This is a genomic window from Micromonospora sp. NPDC005087 (genome assembly GCF_042872965.1).
GTDB lineage: Bacteria > Actinomycetota > Actinomycetes > Mycobacteriales > Micromonosporaceae > Micromonospora.
The window spans coordinates 17,478-43,420 of record NZ_JBIALB010000013.1; the positions used below are offsets into that span (position 1 = coordinate 17,478).

The 25,943-nt window shown below is 73.6% G+C and carries 23 protein-coding genes; 5 read left to right on the forward strand and 18 right to left on the reverse strand.

Features of this window, described 5'->3' with window-relative positions; translation table 11 throughout:
* Positions 1–364: 364 nt before the first annotated feature.
* The 6 genes from ACFYPS_RS25930 to ACFYPS_RS25955 form a co-directional block, all read right to left on the reverse strand.
* A complete protein-coding gene (locus ACFYPS_RS25930; RefSeq protein WP_354963712.1) occupies positions 365–1,687 on the reverse strand; it encodes a DEAD/DEAH box helicase in 1,323 nt (440 codons plus the stop codon).
* A gap of 222 nt (positions 1,688–1,909) precedes the next feature.
* On the reverse strand, positions 1,910–2,113 hold the full coding sequence (locus ACFYPS_RS25935; protein WP_007464836.1) for a cold-shock protein: 204 nt from the start codon (positions 2,111–2,113) through the stop codon (positions 1,910–1,912).
* A gap of 226 nt (positions 2,114–2,339) precedes the next feature.
* A complete protein-coding gene (locus ACFYPS_RS25940) occupies positions 2,340–5,717 on the reverse strand; it encodes an ATP-dependent helicase (RefSeq protein ID WP_387327694.1) in 3,378 nt (1,125 codons plus the stop codon).
* 34 nt (positions 5,718–5,751) lie between these two features.
* Positions 5,752–9,384: an ATP-dependent helicase gene (locus tag ACFYPS_RS25945; RefSeq protein ID WP_387327697.1), complete on the reverse strand. Its 3,633-nt coding sequence runs from the start codon at positions 9,382–9,384 to the stop codon at positions 5,752–5,754.
* Between the two features lie 176 nt (positions 9,385–9,560).
* Entirely contained in the window at positions 9,561–10,106 is a 546-nt protein-coding gene (locus ACFYPS_RS25950; RefSeq protein WP_354963709.1) for a TIGR00730 family Rossman fold protein, read from the reverse strand.
* Positions 10,106–10,969, reverse strand: a complete 864-nt coding sequence (locus tag ACFYPS_RS25955; protein ID WP_354963708.1) for a TIGR00730 family Rossman fold protein — start codon at positions 10,967–10,969, stop codon at positions 10,106–10,108. The genes ACFYPS_RS25950 and ACFYPS_RS25955 overlap by 1 nt, the downstream gene beginning before the upstream one ends.
* A gap of 155 nt (positions 10,970–11,124) precedes the next feature.
* Between ACFYPS_RS25955 and ACFYPS_RS25960 the strand changes: the two genes are divergently transcribed.
* Positions 11,125–11,289 (forward strand): hypothetical protein, encoded by a 165-nt coding sequence (locus tag ACFYPS_RS25960; RefSeq protein WP_354963707.1) that lies wholly within the window; start codon positions 11,125–11,127, stop codon positions 11,287–11,289.
* Between the two features lie 52 nt (positions 11,290–11,341).
* Here ACFYPS_RS25960 and dapE read toward each other — a convergent pair whose 3' ends face one another.
* Entirely contained in the window at positions 11,342–12,415 is a 1,074-nt protein-coding gene (gene dapE / locus ACFYPS_RS25965) for a succinyl-diaminopimelate desuccinylase (protein ID WP_354963706.1), read from the reverse strand.
* A gap of 101 nt (positions 12,416–12,516) precedes the next feature.
* Here dapE and dapD point away from each other — a divergent pair, with 101 nt between their 5' ends.
* Positions 12,517–13,476 carry a 2,3,4,5-tetrahydropyridine-2,6-dicarboxylate N-succinyltransferase gene (gene dapD / locus ACFYPS_RS25970; RefSeq protein WP_354963705.1) on the forward strand — a complete coding sequence of 320 codons (960 nt, stop codon included), beginning with the start codon at positions 12,517–12,519 and terminating at the stop codon, positions 13,474–13,476.
* A 51-nt stretch (positions 13,477–13,527) separates the two neighbouring features.
* Here the strand turns inward: dapD and ACFYPS_RS25975 are convergent, their stop codons facing one another.
* On the reverse strand, positions 13,528–13,809 hold the full coding sequence (locus tag ACFYPS_RS25975; RefSeq protein ID WP_387327702.1) for a hypothetical protein: 282 nt from the start codon (positions 13,807–13,809) through the stop codon (positions 13,528–13,530).
* 8 nt (positions 13,810–13,817) lie between these two features.
* Positions 13,818–14,051, reverse strand: coding sequence for a hypothetical protein (locus tag ACFYPS_RS25980; protein WP_354963703.1), 234 nt, complete (start codon positions 14,049–14,051; stop codon positions 13,818–13,820).
* Between the two features lie 157 nt (positions 14,052–14,208).
* Here ACFYPS_RS25980 and ACFYPS_RS25985 point away from each other — a divergent pair, with 157 nt between their 5' ends.
* Positions 14,209–14,766, forward strand: a complete 558-nt coding sequence (locus tag ACFYPS_RS25985; protein ID WP_354963702.1) for a sugar O-acetyltransferase — start codon at positions 14,209–14,211, stop codon at positions 14,764–14,766.
* A gap of 28 nt (positions 14,767–14,794) precedes the next feature.
* On the opposite strand, the gene ACFYPS_RS25990 is transcribed toward ACFYPS_RS25985, so the two are convergent.
* Genes ACFYPS_RS25990 through fdxA form a run of 5 tightly spaced genes read right to left on the reverse strand, consistent with a single transcriptional unit; the run spans position 14,795 to position 18,564 of the window.
* Positions 14,795–15,442: a nucleoside/nucleotide kinase family protein gene (locus tag ACFYPS_RS25990; protein ID WP_354963701.1), complete on the reverse strand. Its 648-nt coding sequence runs from the start codon at positions 15,440–15,442 to the stop codon at positions 14,795–14,797.
* Entirely contained in the window at positions 15,442–16,080 is a 639-nt protein-coding gene (locus ACFYPS_RS25995; RefSeq protein ID WP_354963700.1) for an SIMPL domain-containing protein, read from the reverse strand. The genes ACFYPS_RS25990 and ACFYPS_RS25995 overlap by 1 nt, the downstream gene beginning before the upstream one ends.
* 10 nt (positions 16,081–16,090) lie before the next feature.
* Positions 16,091–17,119, reverse strand: coding sequence for a prephenate dehydrogenase/arogenate dehydrogenase family protein (locus ACFYPS_RS26000; RefSeq protein WP_354963699.1), 1,029 nt, complete (start codon positions 17,117–17,119; stop codon positions 16,091–16,093).
* Between the two features lie 15 nt (positions 17,120–17,134).
* Positions 17,135–18,241 carry a succinyldiaminopimelate transaminase gene (gene dapC / locus ACFYPS_RS26005; RefSeq protein ID WP_354964002.1) on the reverse strand — a complete coding sequence of 369 codons (1,107 nt, stop codon included), beginning with the start codon at positions 18,239–18,241 and terminating at the stop codon, positions 17,135–17,137.
* Positions 18,238–18,564, reverse strand: coding sequence for a ferredoxin (gene fdxA, locus ACFYPS_RS26010; protein WP_007464872.1), 327 nt, complete (start codon positions 18,562–18,564; stop codon positions 18,238–18,240). The genes dapC and fdxA overlap by 4 nt, the downstream gene beginning before the upstream one ends.
* Before the next feature lie 79 nt (positions 18,565–18,643).
* Here fdxA and ACFYPS_RS26015 point away from each other — a divergent pair, with 79 nt between their 5' ends.
* On the forward strand, positions 18,644–19,609 hold the full coding sequence (locus tag ACFYPS_RS26015) for a GNAT family N-acetyltransferase (protein ID WP_387327706.1): 966 nt from the start codon (positions 18,644–18,646) through the stop codon (positions 19,607–19,609).
* A 148-nt stretch (positions 19,610–19,757) separates the two neighbouring features.
* Here the strand turns inward: ACFYPS_RS26015 and ACFYPS_RS26020 are convergent, their stop codons facing one another.
* From ACFYPS_RS26020 to mshB, 3 genes are all read right to left on the reverse strand, one after another.
* Positions 19,758–20,222, reverse strand: a complete 465-nt coding sequence (locus tag ACFYPS_RS26020) for a hypothetical protein (RefSeq protein WP_387327709.1) — start codon at positions 20,220–20,222, stop codon at positions 19,758–19,760.
* 82 nt (positions 20,223–20,304) lie between these two features.
* Positions 20,305–20,739 (reverse strand): hypothetical protein, encoded by a 435-nt coding sequence (locus ACFYPS_RS26025; protein WP_354963696.1) that lies wholly within the window; start codon positions 20,737–20,739, stop codon positions 20,305–20,307.
* 17 nt (positions 20,740–20,756) lie between these two features.
* Entirely contained in the window at positions 20,757–21,683 is a 927-nt protein-coding gene (gene mshB / locus ACFYPS_RS26030; RefSeq protein WP_354963695.1) for an N-acetyl-1-D-myo-inositol-2-amino-2-deoxy-alpha-D-glucopyranoside deacetylase, read from the reverse strand.
* Between the two features lie 86 nt (positions 21,684–21,769).
* On the opposite strand from mshB, the gene ACFYPS_RS26035 reads away from it, so the two are divergent.
* Positions 21,770–23,914 carry a prolyl oligopeptidase family serine peptidase gene (locus ACFYPS_RS26035; RefSeq protein ID WP_387327711.1) on the forward strand — a complete coding sequence of 715 codons (2,145 nt, stop codon included), beginning with the start codon at positions 21,770–21,772 and terminating at the stop codon, positions 23,912–23,914.
* Between the two features lie 135 nt (positions 23,915–24,049).
* On the opposite strand, the gene ACFYPS_RS26040 is transcribed toward ACFYPS_RS26035, so the two are convergent.
* A complete protein-coding gene (locus tag ACFYPS_RS26040) occupies positions 24,050–25,792 on the reverse strand; it encodes an ABC transporter substrate-binding protein (RefSeq protein WP_354963693.1) in 1,743 nt (580 codons plus the stop codon).
* Positions 25,793–25,943 lie beyond the last annotated feature (151 nt).

A 25,943-nucleotide genomic window follows, 5' to 3' on the forward strand; every position in this document is an offset into this window, starting at 1 on the left:
GATGCGGCCGGGGCGCAGTCGGCCAAACGACCAAGCCGAGGCTGATTACCGACTCAAAGGAACACCCGGGCAGCGCCAGAACCGGGCCAGCACCAGGGCCGGGCCAGCGCCAGAGGGCACCTGCTCTGCCACCTTTGCTCTGCTTCAACCCGCGCAACAGCCGGTGTCCGCTATCCGGACAGTGCCCGTTGCGTGGGTTGAAGCAGAGCAAAGGCAGTCACAGAGGGCCGGTTGCTCACCCCGGCACGGCCGCGCGTGCGCCTGCGGCCGCTGGTGCCGCAGACAGACCTGCCACAGACAGAACTGCCACAGACAGACCGACCCGCCCAGCCGAAGCGGAGCGGGTCGGTCGCGGTGCGGGAGATCAGACGGTACGGGGACGGCGCGGGCGGCGGGACCGCCCCGACGCGCGGTGCGCCGGGCGGGCGGCACCGTCGGCGACCGGGCCGCCGGATCCACCGGCGGTGCGACCCCGACCAGCGGGCGCCGGCGGGGCGGCGATGGTCACCGGCACGCCGGAGGGCTCGCGGGCACCGGTCACCCGGGCCAGCGCCTCGTCGCCTGGGCGGACCTGGACCGACTCGGGCCGGATGCCGGCGGTGGCCATCAGCCGGGACACGTCCCGGCGCTGCTCGGGCAGGACCAGGGTGACCACGGAGCCGGACTCACCGGCCCGGGCGGTCCGGCCGCCCCGGTGCAGGTAGTCCTTCGCCTCGGTCGGCGGGTCCACGTTGACCACCATGTCCAGGCCGTCGACGTGGATGCCCCGGGCCGCGACGTCCGTGGCGACCAGGGCGGTCACCTGGCCGTTGCGGAACTGCTCAAGGATCCTGGTGCGCTGCGGCTGGGACTTGCCGCCGTGCAGCGCGGCCGCGCGTACCCCCTTGGAGAGCAACTGGCGGGCGAGCCGGTCGGCGCGGTGCTTCGTACCCATGAACAGGATCGTGCGGCCCTCACGGGCGGCGATCCGGGTCAACGCGTCGGGCTTGTCCACCGCGTCGACGTGCAGCACGTGGTGGGTCATCGCGGTGACCGTCGCGGTGCCCGGGTCGACCGAGTGGGTCACCGGGTTGCTCAGGAAGCGGCGGACCAGCCGGTCCACGCCGCCGTCCAGGGTCGCGGAGAAGAGCATCCGCTGCCCCTGCGGCGCGACCTGCTCCAGCAGCTTGGTGACCTGCGGCAGGAAGCCCATGTCGGCCATCTGGTCGGCCTCGTCCAGCACGGTGATCTCGACCTGGTCGAGCCGGGCGTCGCCGCGGTTGATCAGGTCGTGCAGCCGACCGGGGGTGGCCACGACCACCTCGGCGCCGGCGCGCAGGGCGTCCGCCTGGCGCTGCAACGACAGCCCGCCGACGACGGTGGCGCAGCGCAGCCCGACAGCGCGGGCGTACGGGGACAGCGCGGTGGTCACCTGCTGCGCCAACTCCCGGGTCGGCACCAGCACCAGGGCCAGCGGGCGACCCGGGCGGGCCTTGCGGCCGGCGGTGCGGGAGAGCAGCGGAAGCCCGAAGGCGAGGGTCTTGCCGGAGCCGGTGCGACCCCGGCCGAGCACGTCCCGACCGGCGAGCGAGTCGGGCAGCGTGGCCGACTGGATCGGGAACGGCTCGGTGATGCCCTGCGCGGTCAGCGCGGTGAGCAGCGCCGGCGCCAGACCGGTATGGGCGAACGAAGGAATAACAGAGGTCACGCAGAAGCCTTCCTCGACGCGGCACGTGTCGAGGGAGGGCGCCGAAGACGGCGCTGTCGCCAGCGGAAAAGGCCGCCAGGACTCACAAGCACGAACCGAAGGGGGTACGGGCCGGCCCGCCGCCGGGTCGCCGCCTGCGTAAGCAGGTCGACGACGGGGCGGGCCGGTCCCGTCACCGCCGCACCCGGAGGGCGCGACAGGTAATGCTGGCCGATCCGAAGATCAGAGCGGGCGGATGTTCTCCGCCTGCGGGCCCTTCTGGCCCTGGGTCACCTCGAACTCGACCCGCTGGTTCTCGTCCAGGCTCCGGTAGCCGGAGGACTGGATCGCCGAGAAGTGGGCGAAGACGTCAGCGCCGCCGCCGTCCGGGGTGATGAAGCCGAAGCCCTTGTCAGCGTTGAACCACTTCACGGTGCCAATAGCCATGTGTTTCGTCTCCTTGACGGAACGTCGGACTCGCACTTGTTGCGAGCCCGAAGAGGAGCGCTCCGCGCGGGAATGCGCGAATCGCCTGTCGCTTCTGGTCGCCCCGCCCGGAGAACTCCGGACACAACAAAGAGCGCCTGGGGCCACAATCCCGCCAGGCGCACACAGAGTCTCTGGTAACCAAAACTGCAACCCGTTCAACCTACCACGGATTTTCGCGCCATGGTCAATGTTGGACGGAATCTTCTGGCAGCTTGGCGATCAGGGCCGTGAGCCCGGTCACCTCCAGCAGGTCCGCGGGGCGGACCGTCACCCCGTGCCGGACGTAGTGGAACGCCGCTCCCACCCGGTCGACCGGCACGCCGGCCAGCTCCGCCCATGCCAGCCGGTAGACGGCCAACTGCACCGCAGCCACCTCCGCCGCCGCGCCGGTCGGTTGCGCGCCGGTCTTCCAGTCCACCACGTCGAACCGGCCGCCCGGCCGGGCGAAGACCGCGTCCATCCGCCCCCGCACCACGACCCCGGCGATCACCGTGGCGAACGGCACCTCCACCTCCACCGGCACCCGGTCGGCCCACTCGCTGGCCAGGAAGCGCTCCTGAAGCTCGACGAGCGCCTCGTCCGGCGCGGCGTCCGCGTCCGCCGCGCCGGGCAACTCGTCCACGTCGAGCAGCCGGTCGGCGCCGAACCGCTGTTCCAGCCAGGCGTGGAAGGCGGTGCCGCGGCGGGCGTACGGGTTGGGCTCGGTGGGCACCGGGCGGCGCAACGTGCGGGCCAGCGCCGCCGGATCACGTCGCAACGCGACCAACTGGGTGACGCTCAGCTGCCCGGGCAGGGCCACCTCGACCGCGCCGGAGAGCCGGGTCAACTCGGCCCGCTCGGCCAGCAACAGGTCCGCCTCGCGCTGCCAGCGCGCCACCTCCGGATCAACCTCCGGCTCGACCGGCCCACCGGCGACCGCCACGTCCGCCGAGCCGTCGGTCATCAGGCGGCGGACCAGCGCGGCCGCCTGCGCCAGTGCCGGCCGACGACCGCCCAGCGGGTCGGCCGGCCACTCCGCGCGGAGCACCACCTCGGCGGTCGGGTTGGTCGCGTCCGGGGTCGGCTCCGGCGCCCACGCGTCGACCAGGTGCCCCGGGCCGCCGTCCAGGCAGGCGTCGTACACCTCGCGCAGGAAGAGTGACGGGCCGCGCGGACGCTTGGTCCCCTCCCCCCACCAGTAACCGGAGCAGAGCAGCAGCCGGCGCGGCCGGGTCACGGCCACGTACGTCAGCCGCCGCTCCTCCCTCTCGTCGTGGGCGCGCCAGGCGTCGGTGAAGTCGGTCACCGCCCGGGCCACGGCCCGCTGGTCCGCCGCCTCGTCGAGCGCCAGCTCAGGCAACCCGTCGGCGTCACCGCGCAGCGGGAACGGCAGCACGCCCAGCCCACCCAGCCAGTGGTCGGAGTTGCGCACCGGCCCGGGCCACAGCCCTCGGCTCAGCCCGGCCACCGCCACCACGTCCCACTCCAGGCCCTTCGCGGCGTGCGCGGTCACCACCTGCACCGCGCCCTCCACCACCTCGACCTCGCCCGGGGCGAGACCGCGCTCCTCATCCTCGGCGGCTGCCAGGTAGGACAGGAAACCGGAGAGCGTCGCGCCGGGCGTCTCCCCGCTGAACCGGGCCGCCACGTCGCCGAGAGCGTCCAGGTGACCCCGGGCCAGGCCGGCGTCGCCCGCGCCGTCCCGGCCGGCCCGCACCGCGACCTCCACGTCCAGGCCGATGGTCCGCTCGATGTCCGCGATCAGGTCCGGAAGTGCCTGGTCCAGCCGGTACCGCAACAGCGCCAGCTCCCGGCCGTACGCGCGCAGCCGCGCGAAGCCCTCCGCCGAGTACGCCTGCGCCGGGCCGAGGTCGGCCAGCGCCTCCACCAGGGTCGCCTCGTCCAGCAGGTCGGGGGTGATCGCCGAGGTGTCGTCGGCGGCGACCTGTCGCCGGGCGTTGGCGATGGACCGGGCCCGCCGGTGCAGTGCCACCAGATCGCGCGGCCCGATCCGCCAGCGGGCGCCGGTGAGCAGCCGCAGCAGCGCCGCCCCGTCGGTCGGGTCGGCCAGCACCCGCAGCGTGCAGACCACGTCGCGTACCTCGGGGGTGTCCAGCAGGCCGCCCAGCCCGACCACCTCCACCGGAAGGCCCCGCTCGCGCAGCGCCGACTCGATCGCCGGGATCTGGCTGCGGACCCGGACCAGCACGGCCGTGGTCGGCCGCTGCGCCACCGGGATGTGCTCGGGCACCGCGCCGGGCATCCGCGCCGCGCCGCGCCAGGCGGCGAGCACGCTGTCGGCGATCCAGTTCGCCTCGTCGGCGTACGTCGGCAGCAGCGCGCAGTGCACCGTGCCGCCGGCCGCCCCACCCGGGCTGCGGTGCGGGATCGGGTCCCGGACGGTCTGCGCGGAGCGCAGCTCCGGCACCCGGGCGCCGGCCGCGCGCAGCGGGGTGGACAGCGCGTTCGCCACCCGGAGGATCTCCGGGCGGTTGCGCCAGCTGGTGGTGAGCCCGAGCGCCTCGGCCGGCCGGCCGTCGGCCCGGGCGAACTCGGTGGGGAACCGGTCCAGCGTGCCGGCGCTCGCCCCCCGCCAGCCGTAGATCGACTGGCACGGGTCACCTACCGCGGTCACCGGGTGCCCGCCGCCGAACAGCGCGTTGAGCAGCACCACCTGGGCGTGGCTGGTGTCCTGGTACTCGTCCAGCAGCACCACCCGGTAGCGGTCCCGCTCGATCTCGCCGACCCCCGGGTGGTCCCGGGCCACCCGTGCCGCGCGGGCGAGCTGGTCGGCGAAGTCCATCGCCTCGAAGTCCTCCTTGCGCCGGGCGTACGCCCGCACCAGCGGCAACAGACGCAGCCGGGTCTGCTGGAGGGCGAGCGCCTTGCGCACGTCGGCGTAGACCCGGCCCGGTCGGGACTGCACCTCGGCGAAGAACCGGCCGGTCCAGGCGGCCAGCTCATCCGGGGCGACCAGGTGTTCGTCCAGCTCCCCGGCGAGGGCCAGCACCGCGTCGGTGATGGTGCTCGGCATCCGGTCCACCTCGGACATGTCGCCGTCGTAGTTGCGCACCAGCAGGTCGACCAGCTGCCAGCGGGACGCCTCGGTGAGCAGCCGGGTGGACGGCTCGTAGCCGGCCCGCAGCCCGTGCTCGGTCACGATCCGCCCGGCGTACGAGTGGTACGTGGAGACGGTCGGCTCGCCGGCGAGTGGGTCGTCCAGCGGGTCCCGCCCCTGACGGCCGAGCCGGCGGATCAGCTGGTCGAGCCGCGTTCGTACCCGGTGGGCCAGCTCGCCGGCCGCCTTGCGGGTGAAGGTCAGCCCGAGGATCTGCTCCGGGCGCACGTACGAGTTGGCCACCAGCCAGACGACCCGCGCGGCCATCGTCTCGGTCTTGCCGGACCCGGCCCCGGCGACCACCAGCAGCGGCTCCACCGGGGCGGCGATGATCGCGGCCTGCTCCCGGGTCGGCGCCGGCAGCCGCAGGAGCTTGGCCAGCTCCACCGGGGTGTACCGGGGGCCGGCGTCGGCGAGTCGGGGCGCCGGCGCCGGACCGGTGCCGAACAGGGCGGGCTGGGTCACGGTGACGTCGTTCGTGACTGCGGGAATCGCACGCTCACTCCTCGCCCTCACGGCTGCTCCGGGTGGTCGGCGGCTCGACGACCTGGCGCCCCTGCCCGGAGACCGGGCAGCTGGTGCGCACCGGGCAGACCCGGCATTTCGAGTTCGCCACCGCGGCGAACGTGGCAGCGGCCATCGTATCGGCGGTCCGTCGGACCAGCGCGGTCGCCCAACCAGCCGCCGGTCCCTCGCCGACCGCCGGCTGGTTCTGCTCGCGGGCGTCCTTGGCGAAGGTGCCGAGCTGCACCAGCGCGGCGCCCCCGGACTCGTCGCCGAACTCGGGGAACGCCCCCGCCTCCACCGCCGCCTGGTAGGCGCCGAGCTGCGGATGCTCGGCCAGGTCGGTGCCGGTGACGGCGGTGGACTTACCGGTCTTCAGGTCGATCACCACCAGCCGCCCGTCCTCGTCGACCTCCAGCCGGTCGACCCGGCCGGCCAGGTCGACCGGCCGGTGCGGGTCGTCCAGGCGGACCGCGAACTCGTGCTCGATGGCGAGCAGCCGGCGCGGGTTGGTGGCCAGCCAGCGCAGCAGCTTGTCGACCATCGCCTCGGCGCGTTCCCGCTCCGGGCCGGCCATCCACCGGGCGGCCAACTCGATCGCGTCGAACCGGGCGGCCACGTAGTCGAGCAGGGCGCCCCGGTCGGCGCTGGCGTCCTCGGCGAGCATCGCGGCGGCGTGCACCAGGTTGCCCACGCCCTGAGCGGTGCTGGCCGGGCCGCTGCCGCCGTGCCGTTCCAGCAGCCAGCGCAGGCTGCACCGCAACGCGCTCTCCATCGCCGACGGGGTGACCCGCACCGGTTCGCCGTCATCGATCAGCGGCCGGTCGTCGGAGAGCGCGCGTAGACCCCACCAGTCGTCCGGATGCGCGCCGGGCACACCGGCGGCGGCGAGCCGGGCGAGCTCGGCCGCCGCGGCGCGCCGCCGGAACGTCGGTGCGGCCGGGTCGGTGATCGCGGTACGCAACTCGGCCACCAACGCCGGCAGGGTGAGCGCCCGCGGCGGTCGGGTGACCGGCAGCGCGCCGGGCCGGTCCGGCTCACCGTCCTCCGTCACTTCGCGGTCACCGGACACGGCGTGCGGGGAGCCGTTTCCGGTTGCGCCGTCGGTGACGCCAGCGCCGGCCGCGCCGTCGCCACTGGGCGCGGCCTGCGGCGGACCGCCGGCGGGATCGTTGGTCGGGCCGGTACGTGGACCGGGCGGAGTGGGTGGCCCGTTCGGCGGGGTGGGCGGCGCGGCCGGCGGCGCGGTGGGCCCCAGCTCGTGCAGGAACCGGCTCGGCTGCTCCTCGTGGTCGTCGCCGCCCACCGCGGCCGACGCCACCGCGGTGACCAGCAACCGGTGTCGGGCCCGGCTGACGGCGACGTGGAAGAGCCGGCGTTCCTCGTCCAGCAACGCCGAGGTCTGACCCACCACGTTCGCCGCGGTGGCGCCGCCGACGGACCGACCGGCCAGCACGTCGACCAGTCGCTCCGAGCCGAGCAGGCTGCCGCGCAGGCGCAGGTCCGGCCAGATGCCCTCCTGCACCCCGGCCACCGCGACCAGGTCCCACTCCAGACCCTTCGCGGCGTGCGCGGTGAGCAGCCGTACGGCCGCACCCCGGTCGGCGGTCGGGGCGATGGTGTCGGCCGGCAGGTCCTGACCGAGCACATGGTCGAGGAAGACCTCAGTGCGGGCGCCGGGAAGGCGGTCGGTGAAGCGGGCCGCCGCGTCGAAGAGCACCAGCACGGCGTCCAGGTCCCGGTCGGCCGCCTCGGCCCGCCGCCGCCGGGCGAGGTCCCCCTCACCGGCCTCCGGCCGCCCCTGGCCGATCGCTCCGGCCCAGCGTTCGGCGAGCCCGCTGGCGTGCCAGACGGCCCAGAGCACGTCCTCGGCGGTCGCGCCGGGCCGCGCGGCGGCGGCCCGGGCGGCGGCCAGCAGCCCGGCCACCGCCTGCGCCGGCTCCGCCCACCGCCGCTCGATGCCGGCCAACTCGGCCGGGTCACGCAACGCCTCGACGATCAGCTCCCCGGACGGGCGCCGGTCGCCGCCGGCCAGTGCCAGCGCGCGCAGGCCCTGCCGCAGCCGCCGCTCGGCCAACGGGTCCGCCCCGCCCAGCGGCGAGTGCAGCAGCGCGACGGCCGCCTCCTCGTCCAGGCTGTCCGGCTCCAGCGCGCAGCGCAGCAGGAGCAGCAGCGGGGCCACCGCCGGTTGCAGGTGCAGCGGCAGGTCCTCGCCGTGCACCACGGTCGGTACGCCGGCGGCGTGCAGCGCCCGTTGCAGGGTGGGCAGTTGCAGCGCGGTCGACCGCACCAGCACCGCCATCCGTGACCAGGGCACGCCGTCGAGCAGGTGCGCGGAGCGCAGCGCGTGAGCCAGCCAGGCGGCCTCGCTGGTCGCCGAGCGGAACGTGTGCACCTCGACCACGCCGGTCGGGGCATCCGGCAGCGGGTGCAGCCGGCGGTGCGCCGCCGGACCCCGCAGTCGGCGGCCCAGCCGGGCGATCGCGACGAGCAGGCCCGGCCCGGCCCGGTAGGACGTGGTCAGCAGCGCCTGCGCGGCCGGCGCCCCCGAGGCGGTCCGGAACCGGTGCGGGAAGGTCGTCACGCCGGCCGGGTCGGCGCCACGGAAGGCGTACGTGGAGGAATCCGGGTCGGCGAAGGCGACCAGCGTCTTGCCGCCACCGGCGATCACCGACAACAGGTCGAGCTGGGCGGGGTCGGTGTCGGCCAGCTCGTCGACGTACACGTGGGCGAGCCGGCGGCGCTCGGCGGCCAGCAGCTCCTCGTCGTCGCGCAGCAACCCGGTGGCCGCACGGACCAGCTCGGCCGGGTCGTACGCGATCGACCCCCGGTTGCTGACGTCGCGCAGCGCGAGCACCGCCACGTACTCCCGCAGGAAGCGCGCGGCGGCCGGCCAGTCGGCGCGGCCGAGCTTCTCGCCGAGCCGGGCCAGGTCGGCCGGGCCGATGCCCCGCTCGGCGGCACGCATGAGCAGGTCGCGCAGCTGGCCGGCGAAGGCGCGGGTCCGCAGGGCCGGCCGTAGGTCCGTCGGCCAGCCGACCGGATCGTCCTCGGGCTCCTCGCCCACCACGTCCAGCAGCTCGCGGATGATCAGATCCTGCTCCGGGCCGGTGAGCAGCCGGGGCGACGGCTCGCCACGTTCGGCGGCGGCCCGGCGGAGCAACCCGAAGGCGTACGCCGGGAAGGTGCGCACCAGGGGCTCCCGCAGCACGCGGTGGCCGTCCTGCGCCACCCGGGCCTCGATGCGCTGGCGTAGTGCGGTGGCGCCTCGACGGCTGAAGGTCAACACCAGGATCCGTTCGGGATCGACCCCCTCGGTCACCCGGGCGGCGACCGCCTCGACCAGGGTGCTGGTCTTGCCGGTGCCCGGCCCGCCGAGCACCAGCATCGGCCCGTCGGTGTGCCCGACCACCTCCGCCTGCACCGGATCGACCCGCCGGCCGGCCCCGGGCCCGACCGCCCGCTCGTGCCCGACCGCCCCGACCCGGCCGGTCAGCGCAACCCCACCGGCGGGCACGGCGCCGCCCTCGGCCGCGCCGCTACCGGCGGGCACGGCGCCGCCGACAGGCACGTCCCCGTCCCCCCGCGCCGGCCCCTCGGGCCGCCGCACCAACCGGTACGCCTGCATCAGCTCATCCCATCACGCCCATACGACACCCCACCCCGCCCGGGCCCGCCCACCCTCTCACCCCACCCCACCAGCCCGTCGATCATGGAGTTGGCGGCGCGACACGCCGACGGCAGCGCCGCCAACTCCATGATCGGCGGGGTGGGAGCCCGGGGGCGGGGGTGTGGAGCCGGGGGTCAGGTTAGGTGGGATTCGAGGGCGTCCAGGGCGGTGGGGATGGTGGTGGCGACGGTTAGGAGGCTGAGGCCGGCTGGTTTGAGGAAGTGCTGGTCGGCCAGCGTGCCGAGCCAGTCCAGCAGCGGCCGGTAGAAGCCGTCGGTGTCGATCAGCACCATCGGCTTGGTGTGCAGGGTGAGGGTGGCGGTGGTCCAGACCTCGAACAGCTCGTCCAGGGTGCCCAGCCCGCCGGGCAGGGCGAGGAACGCGTCCGACTTGTCGATCATCACGTTCTTGCGGGTGGCCATCGAGTCGGTCACCAGCAGCTCGTCCGAGGCCAGGTCGGCGACCTCCAGGTCCACCAGCGCCTGCGGGATGACGCCCAGGGTGCGCCCTCCGGCGGCCCGGGCGCCGTCCGCCAGCGCGCCCATCATGCCGACGCAGCCGCCGCCGCTGACCAGCGTGTGCCCGCGCCGTGCCAGCTCCGCGCCGGTCTCGGCGGCCAGGTCCAACCAGCGCTGGTCGAGGGTACGGGAGGAGGCGCAGAAGACGCAGATCGCCGCCATCAGCTCTCCCGCGGCTGCTCGGCAGCCTGCTCGGCGGCGGCCTGCTGGTCAGCGGCGGTACGGGCGACGGCCTCGTCGCGGACCGCCTCCTGCTCGGCGGAGAGCGTCGCCTCGGCCTCGATGATGTGCCGGACCGCCGCGTTGACGTCGTCGGTGAGGCAGATCAGGTCCAGGTCGACGGGGCCGATCTTGCCGTCGGCGGCCATCGTGTCACGCATCCAGTCGAGCAGCCCCTGCCAGTAGGCGACCCCCATCAGCACCACCGGGAACCGGGTGACCTTGCCGGTCTGCACGAGGGTGAGCGCCTCGAACAGCTCGTCCATGGTCCCGAACCCGCCGGGCAGCACCACGAACGCCTGCGCGTACTTGACGAACATGGTCTTACGGGCGAAGAAGTAGCGGAAGTCGATGGCCAGGTCGACCCATTCGTTGATGCCCTGCTCGAACGGGAGCTCGATGCCGAGCCCGACGGAGAGCCCGCCGGCCTCACTGGCCCCCCGGTTGGCGGCCTCCATCACCCCCGGCCCACCACCGGTGATCACCGCGTAGCCGGCCCGGGCCAGCGCGCCGCCCAACTGCTCGGCCAGGCGGCACTCGGCGGTGTCCGGGCCGCTGCGCGCGGAGCCGAAGACGCTGACCGCGGGCGGCAGGTCGGCGAGCGTGTCGAAGCCCTCAACGAACTCGGACAGGATGCGCAGCGCCCGCCAGGCGTCCCTGGTCTTCCAGTCACCCCGCCCGCGCGAGTCCAGCAGCCTCTGGTCCGCGGTGCTGCTCGGAATCGCTCCCCGGCGCAGCGTCACCGCGCCCCGATGCCGCTCCTGTCCGGGACCGCGGCTGGCCTCCCGCCCGTTGCTCTGGCTCATGGAGCAACCGTAGTGGTCCACCCGGCAGTTGCTGGGGCGGGTCGCGGACGCAGAGAAATAGTTCGAGATCTTGGGCAACTATTCGGCTCGCTCGTACGTCTTACTATTCACATACCGGGTATGCCCCGGCGCGCGCCTTCGGGGGAGGAGACAGCGTGATCAGCAACAGCGAGATGATCCGGATCCGTCGCCAGATGCAGCGACGGATCCGAGACGTGGTGGCCGAACGCCGCCGCACCCGCCAACTGGACGAACCCCTCTCCCCCACCCCATCCGGAGCTGATCAAGAGGTTTGCGTCGCCGACAACGGGCCCGGCTGACGCAAACCTCTTGATCACCGGAGCGGGCGGCCGGTGGGCGCCCGGCGCGGGGTCAGACCAGGGCCAGCCAGCGGTGCAGGGTCGCGGCCCCGTCGCGGATCTTGGTGATCTCGACGTGCTCGTCCGGATGGTGGGCCAGGTTGGGGTCCCCCGGGCCGAAATTCAGCGCTGGGATGCCCATGGCCGCGAACCGGGCCACGTCCGTCCAGCCCAGCTTGCCGATCGGCGCCGCGCCGACCGCCGCCAGGAACTCCTTCGCCGGGGCCGCCTCCAGCCCGGGCAGGGCGCCGGCCGCCGCGTCGGTCACGACCATGTCGAAGCCCGCGAAGACCTCCCGCAGGTGCGCCTCCGCCTCGGCGGGGGTGCGGTCCGGAGCGAACCGGTAGTTGACCTCGATCTCACACCGGTCCGGGACCACGTTGCCGGCGACCCCGCCGTGGATCCGCACCGCGTTCATGCCCTCGCGGTAGTCGCAGCCGTCGATGGTGACCCGGCGCGCCTCGTACGTCTGGAGCCGGCGGAGCACCTCGCCGGCGGCGTGGATGGCGTTGACCCCGTGCCAGGATCGCGCCGAGTGGGCCCGTACCCCCGTGGTGGTGACCATCGACCGCATGGTGCCCTGACAGCCCGCCTCGACGATGCCGTACGTCGGCTCCAGCAGGACGGCGAAGTCCGCCTCCAGCCACTCCGGGTACGCCTGCGCGACCAGGTTCAGCCCGTTGTACTGGGACTCGATCTCCTCGGCCTCGTAGAAGAAGTAGGTCACGTCGTAGCGCGGCTCGGGCAGGGTCACCGCGAGGTGCAGCGCGTACGCGACGCCGGACTTCATGTCCGAGGTGCCGCAGCCGTACATCAGGTCGCCGCGCATGGTCGACGGGAAGTTGTTGTTCAGCGGCACCGTGTCCAAATGTCCGGCCAGCACGACGCGCTGCGAGCGACCCAGGTCGGTGCGCGCCATCACCGTGTTGCCGTGCCGGTGGGTGGTCAGGTGCGGTACGCCCCGCAGCACCTCTTCGACGCAGTCGGCGATCGCCTTCTCGTCGAGGGACACGGACTCGATGTCGACCAGAGCGCGGGTCAGCGCCACCGGATCGGCGAGGACCTCGGGGGTCAGCGGGTTCTCCATGGTTCGCACGGTACCTTCAGGCTTGTCAGCGCGAGGAGTGAGCTTGCGAGCCCCGCCGTCGTGAGCAGAGGCCGGTCCGGCCGCGACCGAGAGGTGCAACAGTGACGTCCGCAGATTCCGCCTGGGGCATCGGCCTGGCCACCGTCACGGCCGACGAGCAGGTGCTCGACACCTGGTACCCGACCGGCAAGCTGGGCCTGGGTGAGCTGCCGCTGGTCGCCGGTGAGGACGAGACGGACGTGCTCGACCTGCCGCCGGCCGCGCTCGGCGACCGGCCGCTGCCCGGTCTGCGTACCGTCCAGGTGGTCACCGTGGTCGGCTCGCTGGACGACCCGATCAAGGACGCCCCGGACGCGTACCTCCGGCTGCACCTCCTCTCCCACCGCCTGGTCCGGCCCAACCAGCTCAACCTGGACGGCATCTTCGGCAAGCTGGCCAACGTGGCGTGGACCTCCGCCGGGCCGTGCCCGCCGGAGCGGGTGGACGAGCTGCGGGTGATCGAGCGGGCCGCCGGCCGCCACCTGGCGGTGTACGGGGTGGACAAGTTCCCCCGGATGACCGACTACGTGGTCCCCGCCGGTGTGCGGATCGCCGACGCGGACCGGGTCCGCCTCGGCGCCCACCTGGCCGCCGGCACCACGGTGATGCACGAGGGCTTCGTCAACTTCAACGCCGGCACCGTGGGCACGTCGATGGTGGAGGGTCGGATCGTGCAGGGCGTGCTGATCGGCGACGGCTCCGACATCGGCGGCGGCGCTTCGATCATGGGCACCCTGTCCGGCGGCGGCACGGAGAAGGTGAGCATCGGTGAGCGGAGCCTGATCGGCGCGAACGCCGGCGTCGGCATCTCGCTCGGCGACGACTGTGTGGTGGAGGCGGGCTGCTACATCACCGCAGCCTCGAAGATCAGCCTGCCGGACGGCCGGGTGGTCAAGGCCCGTGAGCTGTCCGGGGTCGACGGCCTGCTGTTCTGGCGCAACTCGGTGACCGGCGCGCTGGAGGCCCGGCCGCGCACCGGCCGGGGCATCGAGCTGAACGCCGCCCTGCACGCCAACGACTGACGGCCCCCGCCGGGTCCGCGGCGCTCGGCCGCGGACCCCACGGGGTACGCCTCAGCGCAGCCGGTACGCCTGGATGATCCGTTCGGTCACCGTGTTGCCGGCGGCGTCCCGGCCGGTGGCCCGCAGGGACGCGTAGCCGGGCCCGGCGGGGTGCCGGACGGTGGCCGTCCAGCCGTGCCCGCCGTGCCGGACCTGGGCGGGTTGCCAGCTCCGGCCGCCGTCGTACGAGACGTCGACGGTCAACCCGGTCACCCGCGACCCGGTGGCGCCGGGCTGCCGCTGCACCTGCACCTGCACCTGCACCTGCACCTGCACCTGCACCTGCACCTGCACCGGGATGATCAGGGTCCGGCCGGCCGGATGTCGGTACGCCCGGGGCCGGGACGTACGGCGGCGGACCCGGACGCGGTGACGGTGACCCGGTCCCCGGAGAGCAGGGTGACGGTGGTGGTCGAGGACGCGGCGTCGGTCGACGTGCGCCCGACGACGTCCGGGGTGGCGGCGGTGGTCGACGGGGCTACCACGGCGACTGCCGGACTGCCCAGCACGAGGGCGACCACGGCTGCCGCGGCCATTCTGCTACTTCGATGCAACGGATCCTCCTTGATGGAGCGTCGTTACGAACAGAGACGCATTGACCACCGTCAGAGTTGCATACCGCGTATGCATAAAGAAGTCGAGAAAATGACGGACCAACCAACCCTTACCCGGTCGGAACGGCATCATCGACGGGTGACCTCCATGAAGGACCGGATGCTCGCCGGAGAGCCCTACCTCGCGGACGATCCCGAGATCATCGCTGACCGGGACCAGGCCGCCCGCCGGATGGAACGCTTCAACAGCAGCTCCGCCACGAACGAGGAGGCTCGCCTCGCGGCGCTGCGCGAGCTCCTCGGCGAGCTGGGCGAGGGCGCCTGGATCCGTCCACCGTTCTACTGCGACTACGGCTGGCAGGTCCGGATCGGGCCGCGGAGCTTCGTCAACTACCACGCGGTCTTCCTCGACGTCGCCCCGATCACCCTCGGCGCGGACGTCCAGGTCGGACCGAACGTGCAGCTGCTCACTCCGACGCACCCGGTGGAACCCGAGCCGAGACGCGACAAGTGGGAGGCGGCGAAGGCGATCACCATCGGCGACAACGTCTGGCTCGGCGGCGGCGCGATCGTGCTGGCCGGGGTGACGATCGGGGCGAACACCGTCGTCGGCGCCGGCGCGGTGGTGACTCGGGACCTGCCCGCCAACGTGGTCGCGGTCGGCAACCCGGCCCGGCCGATCCGCCAACTCAACTGATCGGCGCAGCGCCGGCACGGCGCTCCGGTCAGGGCGAGGGCGGCTCGGGCAGGCGCACCACCAGGTCGGCGCCGTCAGCGGTGCCAGTGACCAGGGAGGCGTTGGACTCGTCGCTGCCCAGCGCCCACGCCCGCGCCTGCTCCAGCGACCGCCCGAACGCCTCGTGCCGGGCGACCAGCCGGCGCTGCCGCACCTCGGCGTCCAGATCGAGGAACCAGGCCTCGTGCAGCAGCGACCGGATCTCCTGCCATGGGAAGTCCGGCAGCAGCAGGTAGTTGCCCTCGGTCACCACCAGCCGGACCGAGGGCGGCACCTCGATGGCCCCGGCCACCGGCTCCTCCAGGGCCCGGCGGAACTCCGGCACGTAGACCGAGGTCGGCTCCAGCCGGTGCAACCGGCGCAGCAGCGAGACATACCCGTTGGCGTCGAAGGTGTCCACCGCGCCCTTGCGATCGGCGCGGCCCAGCCGGACCAGCTGTGACTGCGCCAGGTGGAAGCCGTCCATCGGCACCAGCCGTGCGGTCGGACCGACCCCGGCGACGATCTGCTCGGCCAACGTGGACTTCCCGGCGCCCGGCGCCCCGGCGATGCCGAGCAGTTGCCGCGGACCGGCCTCAGCCAGCACGCGCGCCCGCGCCACCAGCTCGTCGACGGAGAGCACCCGGGCCGGCGGCATCAGTCCAGAACCGGGTCGCTGATGGTGAACCGCGCCCGCACGGTCGCCTGCACGGTCTGTGGCTGCGGGTCCAGCTCCAGCTCCGGCCCGCCGCCGCCCCCGTCGTACGCCGCGCGGGCGAACATCGGCCGATCGCCCGGGCCGGCGTCGGCCAGCTCGATCAGCGAGGTGACCCGGGCGCCCAGCGCCTCGGCGTACTCCCGGGCACGCAGCAGCGCGTCGGTGATCGCGGCGTGCCGCGCCTCGCGGTGGGCGGGGCTGTCCGGGCGCAGCTCCCACCAGGGACCGGCCACCTCGACCTGGTCCTGGTCGGCCAGCCGGAGCATCAGCTCACCCAGGGCGGTGAAGTCGGTGACGGTGACCGTGGTGGTGACACTCCCGTGCCAGGCCACCACCCGCTCGCCCGAACGCCGGGTCTCCGGCCGGACCCGCAGGTCGCCGGTCTCCCGCCGGACCACGACCGGCTCGGAGCTGTCCAGCAGAACCCGGACGGCGGCGGCCCGCTCAGCGAGCCGGGTCAGCGTGGCCTCCCGGTCCCGGTCCCGGGCCGTCGCGGTGACCGAGAACCGGGCCAGCTCGGGCGGCACCTCCCGGTACGCCTCGCCGCGCACCTGCACCACCGGGCCATCCACCGCCATACCTCTGAGCCTAGTCAGCCGAGGGAAGCCACGCGGTGTAGGAGACCGTTGTCGCTCCAACCCGGCACCCGGTCAGGTGCCCGCCCGCCTCGCCCAGCCCCCACAGCCAGGTCACCTCCGCGGAATGGTCGCCGTCGGCCGGGAACTCCCGGTCCCGCCCGGCGTACCGGGGGTCGAGCAGCGCCGACCGGGCCGCGGCGGCCTCCGCGTACCGAGCGGTGAGCGCCGCGGCGTCACCGGCCCGCAGCGCCGCCGCCAGCCCGTCCAGGAATTCGCTCACCTCGGCCAACTCGTGCAGCACCCGGGCCCGGTTGCCGAGCAGCATGTTCGCGGTCCGCTCCGCCGGGGTGCCGGCGACCCGGGTGCCGTCCCGGAAGCTGCCGGCGGCGAGCGCCAGCACCGCGTCGCGCAGCGGCGCCCGCTGCACCGCCCCGGCCAACGCCCCGGCCAGCAGGTGCGGCACGTGCGAGGCGAGCGCGGCCGCCGAGTCGTGCGCCGGCGCGGACATCGGCACCACCCGGGCACCGAACAGCTCCACGAGCAGCCCGGTCAGCCAGCGGAAGGCGTGCGTCGCCGCGCCCGGCGCCGGGCAGAGCACCCAGGCGGCGCCGGCCAACAGCGTCGTGGAGGCGGCGGTCAGGCCGGCGGACTCCGCGCCGGCCATGGGGTGCCCGGGCACGAACCGGTCGGTGAGCCCGAGCCGCTCGGCCGCCTCGGCCACGTCGACCTTGGTGCTGCCGACGTCGGTCAGCACACAGCCCGGCGCGGTCGCGGCGGAGACCTGGGCCAGCGTCCCGGGCAGGGTGGGCAGCGGGCCGCTAAGGAAGACCACGTCCCGGCCGGCCACGGCCTGCTCGACCGTGTCCGGCGCGACCAGCCCCGCGGCCCGGGCCCGGTCGCGGGTCGCCGGGTCGGGATCCCAACCGGCCACGTCCAGGCCGGCGTCGGCCAGGCGCAGCAGCACCGAGCCGCCGATCAGGCCGGTGCCGACCACCGCCGCCCGCACGCCGGCGTACCGCCCGGTCGCCTCGCCGGTCATCACCGGGACCCGGGGTCAGGCCCGCAGCCGGCCGGCGACCGCGGCGACGTGCTCGTCGGACTCGGTCAGCGCCACCCGGACGTGCTGCCCGGCGGTGGGGCCGTAGAAGACGCCGGCCGCGACCAGGATGCCGCGCCGGGCCAGCCAGTCGACCGTCTGCCAGCAGTCCTCACCACGGGTGAGCCAGAGGTAGAGGCCGGCCTCCGAGTGCTCGACCGTGAAGCCGGCGCCGGTGAACGCGGCGGTCAGCACCTCACGTCGGGCGCGGTAGCGCTCCCGCTGCTCGTCGGCGTGCCGCTGGTCCTGCAGAGCGGCCACCATGGCCGCCTGCACGGGAGCGGGCACGATCATGCCGGCGTGCTTGCGGACCTTCAGCAGCTCGGCGACGAGCGCCGGGTCGCCGGCCACGAATCCGGCCCGGTAGCCGGCGAGATTGGACCGCTTGGAGAGCGAGTGCACGGCGAGCACCCCGGCGTAGCTGCCGCCGCAGACCTGCGGAGACAGCACCGAGACCGGTTCGGCCGACCAGCCGAGCGGCAGGTAGCACTCGTCGCTGGCCACCACCGCGCCGCGTTCCCGGGCCCAGTCGACCACCTTGCGCAGGTGCGCCGCGGGCAGCACCCGACCGGTCGGGTTACCGGGCGAGTTGACCCAGACCAGCCGGACCCGGGAGGTCGGCCCGACCGCGGTGAGCGAGTCGGCGCGGACCACGGTGGCCCCGGCCAGCCGGACCCCGGCCTCGTACGTCGGGTACGCGATCGACGGCACCACCACCACGTCACCGGGACCGATGCCGAGCAGGGTGGGCAGCCAGGCGACCAGCTCCTTGGAGCCGATGGTCGGCAGCACGCCGAGACCATCGACCCCGGCGCCACAGGCCCGGGCGACCCACGCCGCGATCGCGTCCCGCAGCGCCGGGGTGCCGGCGGTCAACGGGTAGCCGGGAGCGTCGGACGCGTCGGCCAGCGCCCGCCGGATCACCTCGGGCACCGGGTCGACCGGCGTGCCCATGGAGAGGTTGATCAGGCCCTCTGGGTGCGCCGCGGCCAGGGTGGCCGCGGCGGCCAGGGTATCCCAGGTGTACTCGGGCAGCCGCGACGAGACCGGCGCGGGGCTGTTCAGTGGCCCTCGCCGCGCGGCGGCTGCGCGGCGACGAACGTGGCGTCCTTCTCCACCTTGCCGATCTTCGAGGCGCCCCCGGGCGAGCCCAGGTCCTCGAAGAACTCGTAGTTGGCGCCGGTGTAGTCCTTCCACTGCTCGGGGACGTCGTCCTCGTAGAAGATCGCCTCCACCGGGCAGACGGGCTCACAGGCACCACAGTCGACGCACTCGTCGGGGTGGATGTAGAGCATCCGGTTGCCCTCGTAAATGCAGTCGACCGGGCACTCCTCGATACATGCCTTGTCGAGCACATCCACGCACGGCTCGGCGATGATGTAGGTCACCGGTCTTCTCCTCCGCAAGACACGCCGCGATCTCCCGCGACGGTTAGAGCCTAGTATCTCGCCGGGGAGGGGGTCGATCGTGCTCCGACAGCAGGATGTGGGACACCGGATCGTGGTCCGCCGGATTGTGGGGATTCGCGAAGGCCGGCCGCTCTTCTCGGACGCCCTCGGCGAGCTGGTGGAGCTGAGCGAGACTCATCTCACGCTGGCCACCGCGCAGGGTCAGCTGCGGGTCCCGGTGGCGCAGGTGCACCGGGCCAAGCGGGTGCCGCCGACCCGCCGACCGACCGCCGCCGCGGTGGTGGCCCTCGAACGGGCCGCCGACGAGGCCTGGCCGGCACCGACGCGGGGTCGGCTCGGCGACTGGCTGCTCCGGGCCGCCGACGGCTGGACCGGACGGGCCAACTCCGCGCTGCCGATCGGCGACCCGGACCGGACGCTGCCGGCGGCGGTGGACGCGGTCGAGCGCTGGTACGCCGAGCAGGGCCGACCGGCGCTGATCAACACCCCGCTGCCGCTCGCCGCGCCGGTCGGCGCCGAGCTGGACACCCGCGGCTGGGGCAGCCGCCCGCCCACGCTGGTGCAGACCGCGCCGCTCCCGCTGGTCGACCTCGACCCCGGGGCCGGATCAGCAGCCGCCGGAGCCGACGTCGACCTGGTGGCCGCGCCGTCCACGGCGTGGCTGGCGATCGCCGCCGGGCGCAAGGGTGGCCTGCCGGACGCCGCCCGGCACGTGCTCACCGCCGTGGACCAGGTCCGCTTCGCCCACGTGTACGCGGACGGCACGCTGGTGGCCATCGGCCGGGGCACGGTGACCGGGCAGGGCCGCTGGCTCGGGTTGAGCCTGATCGAGGTGCTGCCGGAGGCGCGCCGTCAGGGGCTGGCGCGGACGGTGATCGCGGCGCTGGCCGACTGGGGCGGCTCGGCCGGGGCCACGCACGCCTTCCTCCAGGTGGAGCAGCACAACACCGCCGCGGTGGCGCTCTATCGGCGGCTCGGCTTCACGACCCACCACACCTACCTGACCCGGGTCGCTCCGCACTGAGCCGGCGCCCACCCCGGACGTGATCAACTCGGGTTCCCGGAAGTCGGGCCGTCCGCTTCGGCCGGACCCCCCGACTTCCGCGAAGTCGAGTCGATCACCGCCGCCGCCGGACGCGGACCGCCCCATCCGGACCGCCTGCCCGGACGGGTCAGCGGCGGACGACCCGGCGCGGCTTGGCGGCCTTGACCTCGGCGTACCGCTTGAGCTGCTGGGAGCGGTAGTCCCGCCCGAGCGCGGTGAGGACCAGGTAGCCGACCACCACTCCGGCGCCGGCGGCCAGCAGGTAGAGCCAGATCTGGGCGAAGAACGTCGCCGCACCGCCGGCGAACGGGTTGTGAGCGATCAGCAGGGGCCCGACCAGCACGGTCAGCGCCATCGCGACCAGCACCACGAGGGCCATGTCGGCCGCCCAGTCAGCCAGCGGCCGGCGGCGAGCCCACCGGAAGGCGACCACGGCCAGGATCAGCCCGATCACCGCGAACATCGCCAGCGACACCCGGTCGGCGGCGGTGTCGTCACCGTCGAAGCCGAACCGGATGATCAGCCGGGCCACCACGTTGACCGCGAACAGCGCTCCCGCGAGCACTCCGACGTCACGCCACCGTCCGTCCACCGCACGACCTCCTGCTGTACGCCCCGTCGAGGGGCACGCATCTCTGGCAGAGATATCTACCACCCGTACCTGGGTGGCGTCATCAGCCGCCCAGTGCGGGCGGAGCGGCGAGGATCTGCCGGAACCCCATCACCGCGAAGGTCATCGCCCCGGCGACGATCATGGCCAGGCCGACCCAGTTGTCGCCAGCCAGCAGCAGGTCGCCCTCGCTGGTCCGGACGGCGGCCACCGCCATCAGCACGAACCACGGCACCGCGGGCAGCGCCACCGCCCACCGGCGGCCGACCACCTCGTACGCGAACCAGCTCAGCGCGATGTTGGCCCCGACGGCGAGCAGCGCCGACACGCCGATCAGCTGCCCCCCGACCCGGACCGTGGAGAACAACAGCTCCAGCACCCCGGTCAGCACCCCGGCCACCACCACGACGATCGCGCCGGCCAACCGCAGGCCCAGGTCCAGCAGGCGCGGGGGCGGCCCCGCCGGAGGCGGAGCGTCCTGGCCTTGCACGACCGACATCGGGGCGACGGGCAGGGTCACCGGAGACCGGCCGCGACGACCGGGAGCCGGCCCGGGGCGCCCTCCTCGGACAGCCCGGCGAAGAGGTCGTCCTCCCAGCCGTACCGGCCGGCGCCGGGGCCCTTCTCGCCGACCGCGAGCGTGAAGAACTCCACGCCCATGAACTCGCCGCCGAAGTTGCCGGCGATCGAGTAGAGCCAGGAGGTGGCCGGGATCTGCGTGGCGTGCGCCCGCATCGCGGCCTCCTTCACGGTGTGCTGCTCCGTCGCGTCGATCCGGGCGGCGATCTGGTCGTCCGGGGTGCCGAAGGGCAGGTCGGCGATGTCCTGGATGCCGGCGAACGGGTTGTCCGAGGATTCGGCGAAGTGCGTCATTCCGGCCTCCAGCACGCTGCGCGGCATGGCCGTCCAGTAGACCTTGGCGGGGGCGCAGCCCTCGGCGGCGGCCAGCTCGACGGCGCGCATCGCCACCCGGTGCGCCTGGATGTGGTCGGGGTGGCCGTAGAAGCCGTTCGGGTCGTACGTGATGAGCACCTGCGGGCGGACCTCCCGCAGAATCTCCACCAGGTGCCCGGCGGCCTCGTCCAGGTCGGCCTGCCAGAAGGCGCGAAGGTGCTCGTTGGTCGCGAGCCCCATCATTCCCGAGTCGCGGTAGCGGCCGGCGCCGCCGAGGAAGCGGTGGTCGGTGACGCCGAGCGCGGCGCACGCGGCGGCCAGCTCACCGATCCGGTACCCGCCGAGCTGGTCGGCCCCGGCGGCGGCGAGCTGGGCCAGCTCCGGCACGTGGATCTCGCCCTCCTCGCCGAGGGTGCAGGTCACCAGCGTGACGTGGGCGCCGTTGGCGGCGTAGTGGGCCATCGTCGAGCCGGTGCCGATCGACTCGTCGTCGGGGTGCGCGTGGACCAGCAGCAGGCGGCGGTCGGGCAGCATCGTCACGACGGTCACTCTAACCGGCGGTTCCGGCCCGCGGCCGTAGACGCGTCCGCCCAGGTCGGCCACATCACGCCCGGCGCGGCTCTACGATTTGGCCTGTGGACTTTCCGGAGCTGGCCGCCCGCACCCGCCGGTTCAGCCACGGCGCGCCGCGTGCTGTCTCCGTGGCCGAGGACGGCTCCCGGGTGATCTTCCTGCGCTCCGGCGGCCCGGAGGATCCGGCGGACGCGCTCTGGCTGCTCGATGTGGCCACCGCCGAGGAGCGGCTGGTCGCCGACCCGGCCACCCTGCTGGGCGCCGACGGCGACGCCGGGGCGCTCTCCCCCGGTGAGCGCGCGCTACGCGAGCGGCTGCGGCTCAGCGCCGCCGGCATCGGCTCGTACGCCCTGGACGCCGCCGGTCGGGTGGCGGTGTTCGCGCTCGCCGGCCGGCTGTTCCGGGCCGACCTGGTGCACGGCGACGTGGTGGAGGTGGCCACCGTCGGCCCGGTGCTGGACCCACGGCCGGACCCGACCGGGCAGCGGCTGGCGTACGTGACCGACGCGGCCGAGGGAATCCGCCGGGGCGAGCTCCGGCTGATCGACGCCGACGGCACCGACACCCTGCTGGCCGGCGAGGACGCCGGTGTGAGCTGGGGGCTGGCCGAGCACATCGCGGCCGAGGAGTTCGGGCGGTTCCGGGGCTACTGGTGGGCGCCGGACGGCGGCTCGGTGCTCGCGGCCCGGGTCGACGAGTCCCGACTGGACCGCTGGCACCTGCACGACCCGGCCGATCCGGCGAGCCCGCCGACCGCCGTCGCGTACCCCCGGGCCGGTGGGCCGAACGCGGAGGTCAGCCTGCACCTGCTGGACCTGGACGACGGCTGGGTCGACGTGCACTGGGACCGGGAGACCTACCCGTACCTGACCGGGGTCAGCTGGGCCGAGGGCAGCCCGCTGATCACCGTGCTGCGCCGCTCGCAGCAGCACGGCCTGGTGCTCGCGGTGGACCCCAGGACCGGTGAGACGCAGGTGCACGCCGAACTGGCTGATCCGCGCTGGGTCGAGCCGATCGCCGGCACACCGGCGCACCTGCCGGACGGCCGGGTGCTGGTCGGTGGCGAGCTGGCCCACGACGGGTACGACGCGCGGTGCCTGTTCGCCGACGGCACCCTGCTCACCCCGCCGTCGCTGTACGTGCGGCGGGTGGTGGGCCGGCTCCCCGCCGGCACCGGCCCGGCCGACCTGCTGGTCGAGGCGAGTGACGGCGAGCCGAGCGAGCGGCACCTGTTCCGGGTCCGCACCACCATCGGCGGCGGGGTGGACGCCCGCCGGCTCACCACCGACTCCGGCTGGCACACCGCCGCCGTCGGCGGGGACGTGCTGGTCGTCGGGGTCGCCTCGCTGGACCACGCCGGGGTGCGGTGGACGGTCCGCCGCGGCGACCAGGAGTTGGCCGAGCTGCGGTCGCTGGCCGCCACCCCTCCGTATTCGCCACTGCCGCTGCTGGAACGGGTGACCGACCGGCGGCTGCCGGCGGCGGTGCTCTACCCGGACAACCACGTGACGGGCCGGCGGTTGCCCGTGCTGCTGGACGTCTACGGCGGTCCGGGGCACCAGGAGGTCGTGGCCGCCCGGGCCGCCTGGCTGGAACGGCAGTGGTGGGCCGACGCCGGGTTCGCGGTGGTCACCATCGACAACCGGGGTACGCCGGGAGTGGCCCCGTCGTTCGAGAAGGCGATCCACCGGCGGGTGGCCGACGTGATCCTGACCGACCAGATCGACGCGCTGACCGCGCTCGCCGGCAAGCACCCCGACCTGGACCTGGGCCGGGTGGGGGTGCGCGGCTGGTCGTTCGGGGGCTGGCTGGCCGGGCTGGCGGTGCTACGCCACCCGGAGCTGTTCCGGTGCGGGATCGCCGGCGCTCCGGTGACCGACTGGGCGTTGTACGACACCGCGTACACCGAGCGCTACCTCGGGATGCCGGAGGACGGGGCGGACATCTACGCGCACCACTCGCTGGTCGAGCTGGCCGCCGAGCCGGTCACCGGTCCAGACCAGGCCCGGCCGTTGCTGCTGGTGCACGGCCTGGCCGACGACAACGTGGTGGCCGCGCACACGCTCCGGCTCTCCGCGGCCCTGCTGAACACCGGCCGGCCGCACGCCGTGCTGCCGCTGACCGGCGCCACCCACATGGCCGCGAACGGCACCGCGGAGCGCCTGCTCCCTCTGGAACTCGATTTCCTCCGTACCCACCTGCTGTGAACTGTCGTGTTCAGAAAACCCCGAGGGCGATAGCGAGCTGGGTGATCGTCGTTGGGGCACCTGTTCGGTGTGAACGGCAAGGGCCCCCTTCCGACGACGCTGTCGGGAGGGGACCCTGCCTGCCTGCGATGTGACTTACGGCTTGACGTGCGCGTCGACAAACGACGGGTAGCCGAAGACGCTGGAGATGAAGACGCCACCCGCCTTGGACCCGTGCACCGCGTAGGCCACGTCGACGAAGAGCGGCACCACCGGGGCCTGCTCCTTCATGATCCGCTCATCGAGCTTGGCCCACTCAGGCCCCTGAGCGCCCGGCTCGAGCGCGAGGATCCGGTCGATCTCGGTGTTGACCGCCGGGTCGTTGAAGTACGCGCTGTTGCTGTTGCCCTCGGCCTTGATGGTGCGGCCGTCGTAGAGCACCGGCAGGATCGACGCGCCGCTCGGCCAGTCCGCCGCCCAGTTGCCGATGTACAGGTCCCAGGGGTTGTTCTTCTTCTTGACCTCGTCGAGCTTCGCGTCGTCCGGGATGTTGCGAAGCGTGATCTTGAAGCCGGCCCGCTCCAGGTTGGCCTTGAGCTGGGCGCCCTGCTGCTGCTCCGTCGAGTTGTCGGCGACGCCGAGGACCAGCTCCGGCGTCTTTCCGCCGAGCAGCTCCTTGGCCTTGTCGACGTTGCCGTTCGCACCGGCCGGGTACGCGTCGTACGCCTTGAAGCCGATCGTGGCTGGCGGCATCAGCGTGGTCAGCGGCGCGGCGATGGTCTGCCCGCCCATCGCCTTGATCAGGCCCTCCCGGTCGATGGCGTAGTTGAGCGCCTGGCGGACCTTCAGGTCGGTGACCCGCTGGTTGTTGATCAGGAGCTGGTTGGTGCTCGGCGTCGGGGAGAGGATGGTGCGGGACTTCAGCGCCGCGTCCCCGGCCACCTTGGCGACCAGCGAGGCCGGCACGTAGTTCCAGGCCAGCGCGCTCTGGTCGGCCCCGTTGTCGGCGATCACCCGGTTGTTGGCGGCGTCCGCGGTCGGGCCGAAGCTCCACACGAACTGGTCCGGGTACTGGTGGCGCACCGCGTCGGTGGCCGGGTCCCAGTTGGGATTGCGGTCCAGGGTGAGCTGTACGCCGGTCTGGTTCTTGGCGATCTTGTAGGGACCGGAGGAGAACGGCTTCTGGTCCAGGTTGACGCCGGTGTCCTTGTCCGGAGGCAGCGGCGCGGTGGTCGGCAGCGAGACCGCGAACGGCAGGTCACAGCGGGGCTTGGCGAACTCGAAGCGCAGCGTCTTCTCGTCCGGCGTGGTCAGCCCGGGCGGCAGCGACGTCTTGTTCTTCTTGAAGTCCCACTTGGTGTCGAACTGGGCGGTGTCGGCCAGCCACTCCTGAATGTAGGTCGGGCCACCGGAGAGGTCCGGGTCGAAGGAGCGGGCGATGCCGTACGCGATCTCCTTGGAGGTGATCGGGCGGCCGTCCTCGAACTTCACCCCGTCCTTGATCTTGAATTCCCAGACCTTGCAGTCCTTGTTGACATTGGTGCCCGGCGTCTCGGCGAGGTCACCGACGAGAACGAGGCCGCCCTTGCCGTCGTCCTTCCAGGTGGTCAGGTAGCGAGCGAAGAGCGGGTTCGCCATCAGACCGGCGAACGAGTACGTCCGCTGCGGGTCCAGGTGGGAGATCGGCGTCTCGCGGATGATGGTGAACGTGCCGCCCTTCTGGGCGCCGCTCACCTCGGCCGCCGGGCCCTGGGAGTCCTTGGGGTCGGTCGCGATGACCCCGGTCTGCTTCCGCTCGGTGTCCACCGTGGTGCCCTCGCCCGTGTTCTCCGAGCACGCACCCAATGCCACAACCAGAGCGATCGCGCCGCCTACGGCGGCCGCCACGCGTGGTCGCATGAAGTACCTCCTTCATCAATGTGCCGTGCGGTCCGTCGGGGCGAGAACCGCCGACGTCTCGAGGATCGTAAAGAAGAAAACCTACGAATTGTGTAACAGTTGTCGATAAATTTCGCCGCCATCCGGGTGGTGGACACCCAGATCGACGGCC